We start from the raw sequence: 12,178 nt of genomic DNA on the forward strand, positions 1-12,178 counted from the left end.
TTCGGGAGTGGTCATCCCGGCCTCCGCATTCCGAACCGACATTACTTCCCGGCCTTGCTCATGGCTCGTTGCACCAGACTGGCGACATCCATATCGGCGATCGCGGCAGGCGGTTGCCCGTCCGCCGCCTGCCCATCCGCCTGCTGCGCCGCTTGGGGCTCTCGGACCAGCGCCATGAGGGTGTCGAGGATGCCCAGCTCCTGGAAGCGGCTCAGCGGTGTGCCGGCCAGCACGCGGCGCAGCTCCTCCTCGCTCCCAGCGGGGCTCTGCGCAGGTGGGGCGTCCGGGCAGAGCTTCGTCCGCAAGTGGCGCATCAGGGCGGTGGGCGTCGGATAGTCGAAGACCAGCGTGGCCGGGAGCCGTATCCCGGTGTGGTTGGCCAGCCGGTTGCGCAGTTCCACCGCCGTGAGGGAGTCGAAGCCGATTTCGTTGAACGCCAGGTCCGGCCCGATGGCATGGGCGGAGGCGTGGCCCAGTACCCGGGCCGCCTCGCGGCAGACCAGGCCGAGCAGGATCTGCTCCTGCTCCTCGGGCGTGGCCCTGGTCAGGCGCTGGGTGAAGGCATCCAGATCGGCGGCCGTCCGAGCGATGCGCCGACTCCGCCGGACGAGGCCACGGAGCAACGGTGGCACCGGTCCGGTGGCGGCGTCCTGGGTGCGCAGTGCGCCCAGATCCAGCTTCATCGGAAGCACCACCGCCTGGGGCATGCGGAGAGCGGCGTCGAACAGCGCCCCGCCTTCGTCCTCCGACAGCCCGGCCACGCCCCCGCGCGCCATGCGCTGCTGGTCGGCGTCGGTGAGGTGGCCGGTCAGCCCGACCCCCGCGCCCTGTGCCCAGAGCCCCCATCCCAGGGAGATGCCCGGGAGCCCTTCTGCGCGGCGCCGGTGTGCCAAGGCGTCCAGGAAGGCGTTGGCCGCCACATAGCTCCCCTGCCCCGAGCTGCCGAGCGTCCCCGCGGCCGAGGAGAACAGGACGAAGGCCGCCAGATCCAGCCGCCGGGTCAGCTCGTGCAGATGGAGTGCGGCGTCCACCTTCGGGGCGAAGACCGTGTCCAGCCGCTCCCTGGTCAAGGCGGTGATCACACCGTCGTCCAGCGCTCCCGCGCTGTGCACCACGGCGGTCAGTGGCGCGTCTTCGGGCAGCGAGGACAGCAACCCCGCCAGGGCGTCGCGGTCCGCGACATCGCAGGCGGCGATCCGTACTCGCGCGCCGAGCGAGGTCAGTTCCCGCTCCAGTTCGGCGGCGCCGGCGGCCTGGGGTCCGCTCCGGCTGGTCAGCACCAGATTCCGTACGCCGTGCTCGGTCACCAGGCGCCGAGCGGCCACCTTCCCCAGCGATCCGGTGCCACCCGTGATGAGCACAGTGCCGTCCGGGTCGAGTCGGCGCGGCATGGTGAACACGTTCTTGCCGATGTGCTGCGCCCGGCTCAGGAAGCGGAATGCGGCCGGAGCGCGCCGGATGTCCCATACGGTCACCGGTGGCGGGGTCAGCACCCCCTTCTCGAAGAGGTCGACCAGTTCGGTCAGCATCCGCTGGATGCGCTCGCCACCGGCCTCGGCCAGGTCAAACGCCCGATAGGCCACGCCGGGGTGCTGAGTGCCCACCTCTTCGGCGTCCCGGATATCGCTCTTGCCCATCTCGATGAACCGGCCGCCCCTGGGCAGCAACCGGAGTGAGGCGTCCACGAAGTCTCCGGCGAGGGCGTCCAGCACCACATCGAAGCCACGGCCACCGGTCATCTCGATGAACCGCTGCTCGAACTCCAGCGTCCGGGAGTTGGCCAGCCGTCCGTCCGGGACACCGGCGGCTCGTGCGGCGTCCCACTTGGCCGGGCTCGCCGTTCCGTAGACCTCGGCGCCCCAATGCCGCGCCAGCTGCACCGCGGCCATGCCCACGCCTCCGGCTGCCGCATGGATGAGGACCGACTCCCCGCGCTCCAGCCGTGCCAGGTCCCGCAGCCCGAAGTAGGCGGTGAGGAATACGCAGGGGACCGCGGCCGCCTGCTCGAAGGACCACCCCTCGGGCATGTGGACGAGGGTGAGGCAGTCGGCGACGGCGACGGGGCCGCCCGCGCCCTCGAAGAGCCCCATGACCCGGTCACCCGGAGCGAAGCGGGTGACGCCCGGGCCGACCTCCGTGACCACGCCCGCGCCCTCGTTGCCGATGCTGATCTCGCCCGGGTACATGCCCAGCGCCATCAGCACATCGCGGAAGTTGAGCCCCGCGGCACGTGTCTCGATCCGGACATGGCCGGGTGGCAGTGGCGCCAAGGCATTCGGCGACGGCAGCAGCGCCAGGCTCTCCAGTGTCCCCGGGCCGCGGGTGCCCAGCTGCCACGCGGCTTCTCCCTCGGGCGCCACCAGCGCCTCATCGGCCGACGCCCGGGTCAGACGGCGTTGGTGGCAGACGCCCGCGCGCAGTGCGAGCTGTGGTTCGTCTCCGGCGAGCAGGGCGGGGAGAAGGGTGGGCAGGGCCTCGGTGGAGGCCGGTGTGCCGTCCGCGTCCAGGAGCAGGATCCGCCCGGGGTTCTCCGACTGCGCGGTGCCGACCAGCCCCCAGGCCGCGGCGACCGCCGGATCGACCGGGTCGGTGTCCCGCACTCCTACGGCACCCCGCGTCAGCATCACCAAACGTGAGTCCTCCAGCGTGGGCTCGGTCAGCCACGTCCGCAGCACGTCCAGCACTTGGCCCGCCAGCTCATGCACGCGGGCCGCGCCGGTGTCGTCGCTTACGGCATCACCGGGGCCGATCTCGTACAGCAGCACCGGCGGCGACTCGGCCGGCGCGTCGGTTCGAGTGGCCAACTGCCGTACGTCCTGCGCGGTGTGTACGGAGACGGTGTCAAGCGGTACGTCGGCGGCGTCGACCCGCAGCTGCTCCCACCCTACGAGGAACATCTGGTCGGTCGTGGCCTGTGTGGCGGCGTCCAGCAGCGCCGCCGGCATCGGCCGCGACACCAACGACTCGACCACCGCCACCGCCGCGCCACTGGGATCAGCCAGCCGAAGGCCCACGCCATCCTTGCCGTTGCGTGTGATACCTACGCGCAGTGCCGACGCGCCGGAAGCGTGCAGGGACACTCCGCGATAGGCGAACGGCAACGCGGGCCCCGCCTGGTCATCAGTACGGTCGCGGAACGCGGTGGCGTGCAGGGCCGCGTCGAGCAGTGCGGGATGCAGCCCGAACGCGGTGGCTTCGGCCGACATCTCCTCGGGCAGGGCCACCTCGGCGTAGATCTCGTCGCCCCGCGTCCACGCGGCACGCAGACCACGGAAGGCCGGGCCGTATCCGTAACCGTTCCCCTCCAGCTCCTCGTAGATGCCGAGCACCCGCTCCTCCGGGACCGCCACGGCCCCGGCGGGGGGCCACTGCGTCAGGTCCGCGTCCAGCTCATCGGGGGTGTCCTGGGCGAGGGTGCCGCTGATGTGGCGGGTCCAGGGGGTGTCGGTGCCGGCGTTCTGGCCGCGTGAGTGCACTGCCACCGGGCGTCGGCCGGAATCGTCCTCCGCGCCGACACTCACCCGCAGCTGCACACCGTCGCGCTCTGGCAGGGTGAGCGGTGCTTCGACGACGAGTTCTTCGACGACACCACAGCCGACCTCGTCACCAGCGCGCACCGCCAGCTCCACGAAGGCCGCGCCGGGCAACAGCACGGTGCCCGCCGCCGCGTGGTCGGCCAGCCATGGATGCGTACGCAGCGACAGCCGCGAGGTGAACAACAAGCCTCCCGATTCGGGCAGTTCGGTCACGGCGCCCAGCAGTGGGTGCTCGGCCCGCGCAAGCCCGAGCGCGGTCGCGTCCACCGATTCGCCGCGCCGTCCCAGCCAGTAGTGCTGGTGTTGGAAGGCGTAGGTGGGGAGGTCACACGCGACGTGCGCGGGGATGTCGCCGAGCAGGGCGGTCCAGTCGACGGGGACACCGCGTACGTATGCCTCGGCCAGGGAGGTGAGCACACGGCGCATGCCACCCTCGTCCCGGCGCAGTGTCCCAGTCACCACCACCGGTCCGGCATCCGCCTGCTCTGCCGCCGCCTCAATGCTCATCGTCAGCACCGGATGCGCACTCGCCTCAACGAACGCGGCAAAGCCTTCCCCGATCAAACGGTCGATGGACGGGGCGAACCGGACGGTACTCCGCAGATTCCGGTACCAATACCCGGCATCCAACCCAGCCGTGTCCAGCCACTCCGCCTCCACCGTGGAGAAGAACGGAATACGTGAGGACACCGGCCGGACCTGCGACAACGACCGGGCAAGCTCCTCCTCGATCGCCTCCACCTGCGCCGTATGCGAGGCATAATCCACATCCACCCACCGCGCCCGCACCCCCGCACCCTCACACTCCCCCACCAGCTCCCGCAACGCCTCCGGCTCACCAGCCACCACCACCGACAACGGCCCATTAACCGCCGCAACCTCAACCCGCCCGGCCCAACGCTCAACCAACCGCTCAGCCTCCTCCACACCCACAGCCAGCGACACCATCCCACCCAAGCCCGACAGCCCCGCCGCGATCGCACGACTACGCAACACCACCACCCGCGCCGCATCCTCCAACGACAACCCACCCGCCACACACGCCGCCGCAATCTCCCCCTGCGAATGCCCCACCACCACCGACGGCACCACACCAGCCGCCAACCACACCCGCGACAACGCCACCATCACCGCAAACGACACCGGCTGCACCACATCCACCCGATCCAACGACACACCACCCCCAACACCCCGCACCACATCCACCAACGACCACCCCGTCAACGGATCCAACACCCCCGCACACTCAGCCAAACACTCCGCAAAGACCTCCGACTCTCCCAACAACTCCGCACCCATCCCCACCCACTGCGCCCCCTGACCAGGAAAAACAAACGCCACCCGACCCTGCGCATCCGCCCGTCCCACCACATCGCTACCGGCCGCCTCACCTCCGGCCACGGCCGCCAGCCCCGCCAGCGCCTCACTCCGGTCCCCCGCCAGCACCACCGAACGTTCCGACAGCCCTGCTCGCGATGTCGCCAAGGAACGTGCCAGATGGCCCAGTTCCACTTCCGGCCGTCGCTCCACAAAGTCCAGCAGCCGCCGTGCCTGTCCCCGCAACCCCGCGTCATCAGAGCCCGAAACGACCAACGGCACCACACCACCCGGAACCCCCGACACCGGCGCCACCTCGACCGCCACCTCCGGCGCCTGCTCCAAAATCACGTGAGCGTTCGTCCCACTCACCCCAAACCCCGACACCCCCACCCGACGCGGACGCCCCACCTCCGGCCACACCCGCTGCTCCCTCAGCAACTCCACCGCACCCGCAGACCAATCCACCTGCGACGACGGCTCATCCACATGCAACGTCCTCGGCAACACCCCATACCGCAACGCCAACACCATCTTGATCACACCAGCCACACCCGCAGCCGCCTGCGCATGACCAATATTCGACTTCAACGACCCCAACCACAACGGACGCCCCTCAGGCCGATCCTGGCCGTAGGTCGCCATCAACGCCTGGACCTCGATCGGATCACCCAGCGTCGTGCCCGTGCCATGGCCCTCTACGGCATCCACATCGGCCGCAACCAACCCCGCCCCCGCCAACGCCTGCTGAATCACCCGCTGCTGCGACGGACCATTCGGCGCCGTCAACCCATTCGACGCACCATCCTGATTCACCGCACTACCCCGCACCACCGCCAACACCCGATGCCCAAGCCGCTCCGCATCCGACAACCGCTCCACCACCAGCACGCCCACACCCTCAGCCCACCCCGTGCCATCCGCCGAGGCCGCGAACGACTTGCAGCGGCCGTCTTCGGCCATGCCACGCTGTCGCGAGAAGCCGACGAAGGCGCTGGGGGTGGACATGACGGTGGCCCCTCCGGCCAGCGCCATGGAGCACTCGCCCGACCGCAGCGCCTGCGCGGCCAAGTGCAGGCCCACCAGGGAGGAGGAGCACGCCGTGTCGATCGTCATCGCCGGGCCCTCGAACCCCAGCTCGTAGGCGACCCGGCCAGTGAGCACACTCGCCGAGCTGCCTGTCATCAGATAGCCCTCGACGCCCTCGGGGACCGTGTCCACGTCCGTGGCGTAGTCCTGGTTGAGGGTGCCGAAGTAGACACCGACGTCCTTGCCACGCAGGGCCGTCGGATCGATCCCGGCGCGCTCCAAGGCCTCCCATGACGTCTCCAGCAACAGCCGCTGCTGCGGATCCATCGCCAGCGCCTCACGCGGCGAAATCCCGAAGAAGCCCGCGTCGAACTCCCCCGCGTCGCGCAGAAAGCCACCCTCGCGGACATAGCTGGTGCCCGGGTGATCCGGATCCGGGTCGAACAGGTTCTCCAGATCCCAGCCCCGGTCCTCCGGAAACCCACCGACCGCGTCACCACCGGACACCACCAGGTCCCACAGCTCCTCCGGCGTGGTCACCCCACCCGGCAACCGGCACGCCATCCCCACGATCGCGATCGGCTCCGACCGCGCTTCCTCGATCTCGGTGAGCCGCTGCCGCGCCTGGTGCAGGTCGGCGGTCACCCGCTTGAGGTACCGGACCAGCTTCTCGTCGTTGTCCACCGGAGGTCACCTTCCCCTTCACTCGTAGGCGCGGTCGGAATCCGCCGGGTCCACGATTCCGAACTCGTCGTCGATGAAGGCCAGTACGTCGTCGACCGACGCCGCCTCGAGCGTCGCTTCGATGTCGGCGCCTCCGGCCGGCCCGGGGGCATCGGTGCCGAGCTTGGCCGCCAGAGCCCGGAGCCGGGCGGCGGCGCCGGTGTTCTTGGCGGTGTCCGGTGGCCGGGCGGCCACCAGTTCTTCGAGCCTCGCCACTTCGGCCAGCACCGGATCCCGCGTGGCCTCGGTGCCCAGGCGGGTGTTCAGGTGGTCCGCCAGCGTCAGCGGCGTGGGGAAGTCGAAGGCGAACGTGGCGGGGAGCCGCAGCCCGGTACGGGCGAGGAGCCGGTCCCGTAGCTCTATCGCCGTGAGCGAGTCGAAGCCGACGTCGGTGAATGCCGCGTCGGGGCCGATACGGCCGACCGAGGCGTAGCCGAGCACATACGCCGCCTCCTGCCGGACCAGGTCGAGCAGGATCGCCTGCCGGTCCGCGGGGCCCGCCCCCGCCAGTCGCTCGGTGAGCGCGTCGGCGTCGTGCGCATGCGCCGACCGGGCCTTCTGCCGGATCCGCCGGGGCTGGGGAACCAGCCCGCGCAGCAGTGGCGGCACCGCCCCGGTGGCGGCCTGGGCCCGTAGTGCGCCGAGGTCCAGTTTGATGGGGAGGACCGTGGGTTCGCCGGTACGCAACGCGGTGTCGAAGAGCTCCATGCCCTCGGCAGAGGTCAGCGCGGCGAGTCCGTCGCGGGCCAGTCGCCGGTGGTCGGTGTCGCCGAGCTGGGCGGTCATCCCCGCGTCCTGGGACCACATGCCCCAGCCGAGGGAGATCGCGGGCAGCCCTTGGGCGGCCCGGTGCTGTGCCAGCGCGTCGAGGTAGGCGTTGGCGGCGGCATAGTTGCCCTGTCCTGAGCTGCCGAACGTACCGGCGGCCGAGGAGAACAGGACGAAGGCCGACAGGTCCAGGTCCCGGGTCAGCTCATGCAGATGCAGCGCCCCGTCCACCTTCGGCCGGAACACCTCATCCATACGCTCCGGGGTCAACGCGGTCAGCACACCGTCATCCAGAACACCGGCCGTATGCACCACCGCCGACAACGGAGCATCGTCCGGAACGGCCTCCAGCAGCTCGGCCACCGCGTCCCGGTCCGCCACATCACACGCGACGATCCGCACCCGTGCGCCTGCCCCCACCAGCTCCGCCTCCAATTCGGCAGCACCGGGCGCGCCAGGTCCGCTCCGGCTGGCCAGCACCAGACTCCGCACCCCATGCACGGCCACCAGATGTCGCGCCACCACCGCGCCCAGCGCCCCCGTACCACCCGTCACCAACACTGTCCCGGCTACGCCCACACCGCTCGGTTCGGCCTCGGGCGGCTCCGCCACACGGGTGAGCCGCCGTAGGAAACACGCACCCGCGCGGACCGCGGCCTGGGTCTCGTCGGCGGCGAACAGGGCGGGGACGAGGGTGCTCAGCGTGGCGTACGAGGACGGCTCGTCGTCGACGTCCAGCAGGAGGATCCGGCCGGTGTTCTCCGACTGCGCGGTGCCGACCAGCCCCCATACGGCGGCGATGGCGGGGTCGACCGGCTCACCCGGGTCCACGACGGCCGCGCCCGTGGTCAGCACGACCATTCGCGTGCTGTCCAGCGCGGGTTCGGTCGACCACGCCTGGATGACTTCCAGGACGCGGCTGGTCAGCTCGCGCACATTCCCGGTCTCGGCCACCTCGACCGTCACGGCGTCGAACCGGTCGCCTCGCTCGGCCAGCGCGCGCACATCCTCGGCCGTGGCCACCCGCACCGCGCCCAGTGGGGTGCCATCCGACGTCAGCGCCGTCTTCTCCCATCCCGGGCGGAGCAGACGGTCATGTGTCGAGGGGGCCTTGAACTGTCCGGGCTCGACCGGGCGGGACACCATCGAACCCACCGAAGCCACCGGGGCGCCGGTCTCATCGGCCAACTCCAGCGTCAGGGTGTCCTCGCCGACGGGCATCACCCGTACCCGTAAGGCCGTGGCACCCGTGGCGTGGAGCGCCACATCGCGCCAGACGAAGGGCAACGCTGTCCGCTGATCGGCACGCTCCGCCCGGTGCTGGAACGCGGCGGCGTGCATGGCCGCGTCGAGGAGTGCGGGATGCAGTCCGAACCCGGCCGCCTGCGCCCGATGCTCCTCCGGCAGCGCCACCTCCGCGTACACCGCACCATCCAGCCGCCACGCCGCCCGCACCCCCTGGAACACCGGCCCATACCGATACCCGGCCCGCTCCAGCTCGTCGTACAGGCCCTCCACCTCCGCCGAATCCACCGCCACGGCACCCGGCGGAGGCCATGCCGACAGCCCCACATCAGCAGCGGAGAACCCCGCCGCGGCACGCACCGTCCCGCTCGCGTGCCGCACCCACGCGGCGCCCACGCCCGCGTCCTCCGCCCGCGAATACACCCGCACCACACGCCGACCACCCTCATCGGCCTCCGCCACACTCACCCGCACCTGAACGGCCCCGCCCTCCGCCAACACCAGCGGAGCCTCCATCACCAACTCCTCCACCCCACCGCAACCCACCTCATCACCAGCGCGCACCACCAACTCCACAAACACCGCACCCGGCAACAACACCGCACCCGCAGCCACATGATCAGCCAGCCACGGATGCGTACGCAGCGACAACCGGGAGGTGAACAACACCTCACCCGACCCCGGCACCTCCATCACCGCACCCAACAACGGATGCCCGACGCCCGCCAACCCCGCGGAGGCCACATCACCCACACCCCGGTGCTCCCCCACCAACCAGTAATGCTCCCGCTGGAAGGCGTACGTCGGCAGCTCGACCGAACCAGTACGCGTTCCGCCCAGCGCGGTCGCCCAGTCCACGTGCACACCACGCGTATGGCAGGTGGCCAGGGCCGTGACAAGGGCGCGGGTCTCGTCGCCCTCCCGGCGGAGGGCCGGTACGAAGGCGGCCTGCCCGTCGTCCAGGCACTCGCGGCCCATCGCGGACAGCGTGCCATCGGGGCCCAGCTCCAGATACGTACTCACCCCGTACTCCGCAAGCGCCCGCACACCATCCGCGAACCGCACCGCCGAACGCACATGCTCCACCCAGTACGTCGGCGAACACACCACCTCCGCATCCACCAACTCCCCGGTTGCGTTCGACACCACAGGAATCTCGGGAGCCGCGAACGACAGGCCCTCAACCACGCGCCGGAACTCCTCCAGCATCGGCTCCATCCGGGCGGAGTGGAACGCATGGGAGACCGCCAGACGCCTCGTACGACACCCCTGCCCCGACAACTCCTGCGCCACCCGCAGCACCGGCTCCTCATCCCCGGACAGCACCACCGCCACAGGGCCATTCACCGCCGCGACATCCACCCCAGACACCAGCAACGGACGCACCTGCTCCTCGCTCGCACCCACCGCCACCATCGCGCCACCCTCCGGCAGCGCCTCCATCAACCGACCCCGCGCCGCCACCAACACCGCCGCATCCTCCAACGACAACACACCCGCCACATGCGCCGCCGTCACCTCACCCACCGAATGCCCACCCACCACATCCGGCACCACACCCCACGACTCCACCAACCGGAACAACGCCGTCTCCACCGCGAACAACCCCGCCTGAGCGAACACCGTCCGCTCCAGCAACTCATCATCCCCGAACGCCACCTCCCGCACCGAACCCGACACACCACCCGCACTCAGCTCCCGATCCAACACCTCACACACCGCATCGAAAGCATCCCGGAACACCGGGAACACCTCATACAACCCACGCCCCATCCCCACCCGCTGACACCCCTGACCAGCGAACAACACCCCCAACCGACCACGCACCACCGAACCCGACACCACCCCCACACCCGACTCACCCCGCGCCACCGCCGCCAGCCCCGCCAACGCCTCCTCACGATCCCCCGCCACCACCACCGCACGATCCGACAACCCCGCCCGACCACAACCCAACGCAAAGCCCAGCTCCGTCACGCCCACCTCCGGGTGGCCTTCGACGAAGTCAAGCAACCGCCGCGCCTGGGCCCGCAACCCCGCATCGCCACGCCCCGACACCACCAACGGCACCACACCACCCGGAACCTCCGGCGCCACGTCAGCCGTCATCTCCGGAGCCTGCTCCAGAATCACGTGGGCGTTCGTCCCGCTCACCCCGAAACCCGACACCCCCGCCCGGCGCGGACGCCCCGCCTCCGGCCACGCCCGCCGCTCGGTCAGCAGTTCCACCGCACCCGCCGACCAATCCACTTGCGGCGTGGGCTCGTCCACGTGCAACGTCTGCGGCAACACCCCGTGCCGCAGTGCCATCACCATCTTGATGACCCCGGCCACGCCCGCCGCGCCCTGGGTATGGCCGATGTTGGACTTCAGCGAGCCCAGCCACAGCGGGCGGTCCTCCGGCCGCCCCTGGCCGTACGTGGCCAGCAGCGCCTGCGCCTCGATCGGGTCGCCCAGCGCGGTCCCCGTTCCATGGGCCTCCACCGCGTCCACCTCGGACGGGCCAAGGCGCGCATGGGCCAGCGCCTGCCGGATGACACGCTGCTGCGACGGACCATTCGGGGCGGTCAAGCCATTCGACGCACCGTCCTGGTTCACCGCACTGCCCCGCACCACCGCCAACACCCGATGACCGTTTCGCTCCGCGTCCGATAACCGCTCCAGCAGCAGCACCCCCGCGCCCTCGGAGAAGCCGGTGCCGTCCGCCGCCGCGGCGAATGCCTTGCAGCGGGCGTCGGCGGCGAGTCCACGCTGGCGTGAGAAGCCGATGAACGCCCGTGGTGTGCCCAGGATGGTGACACCACCGGCCAGCGCCATCGAGCAGTCCCCCGCCCGGAGGGCCCGCGCGGCCAAGTGGAGGGCCACCAGGGACGCGGAGCAGGCGGTGTCGACCGTGACGGCGGGGCCCTCGAACCCGAAGGTGTAGGAGATCCGGCCGGAGAGCACACTTCCGGCGTCGGAGGTCATCAGATAGCTCTCCAGGGCCTCGGGCAGCTCCGGCAGCCCGGCCCCGTAGTCGCTGCCCGCGAAGCCGGAGAAGACACCGACGTCCTTGCCGCGCCACGCGGTCGGGTCGATACCCGCCCGTTCGAACGCCTCCCAGGAGAGTTCGAGCATGATGCGCTGTTGCGGATCCATCGTGACCGCCTCGCGCGGGGAGATCCCGAAGAAGCCCGGGTCGAACTCCCCGGCGTCATGCAGGAATCCGCCCTCCCGGACATAGCTGGTGCCCCGGTGGTCGGGGTCCGGATGGAACAGGTTCGCCAGATCCCAGCCACGGTTGACGGGGAAGCCGGTGATGCCGTCCCGCCCGTCCAGCACCAGCTCCCACAGCTGCTCCGGTGAGGACACCCCGCCCGGAAGCCGGCAGGCCATCGCGACGATCGCGATCGGCTCCGTCTTCTCGGCCTCCAGCTCGCGGACCCGCTTCTGGGAGCGGCGGGCGTCCGCCAGCACGCGCTTGAGGTAGTCGCGCAGCTTCCCGTCATCTGCCATGAGCGTTCACTCCCGATGGAAACGGTGGCGTCTGCTGGAGGGTCGGCGGCATGTGGCGTGTCGTC

The 12,178-nt window shown here is 70.6% G+C and carries 2 protein-coding genes; both read right to left on the minus strand.

The window, feature by feature from the left end; all coding sequences use genetic code 11:
• Positions 1-41: 41 nt before the first annotated feature.
• A complete protein-coding gene (locus ACT2CW_RS14270; protein ID WP_445516826.1) occupies positions 42-6,566 on the minus strand; it encodes an SDR family NAD(P)-dependent oxidoreductase in 6,525 nt (2,174 codons plus the stop codon).
• A gap of 18 nt (positions 6,567-6,584) precedes the next feature.
• The gene (locus tag ACT2CW_RS14275) at positions 6,585-12,074 is read right to left on the minus strand and encodes an SDR family NAD(P)-dependent oxidoreductase (RefSeq protein WP_445517015.1); all 5,490 of its coding nucleotides are present in this window, start codon (positions 12,072-12,074) and stop codon (positions 6,585-6,587) included.
• Between the last annotated feature and the right edge of the window lie 104 nt (positions 12,075-12,178).

The organism is Streptomyces sp. NEAU-174 (genome assembly GCF_052665095.1).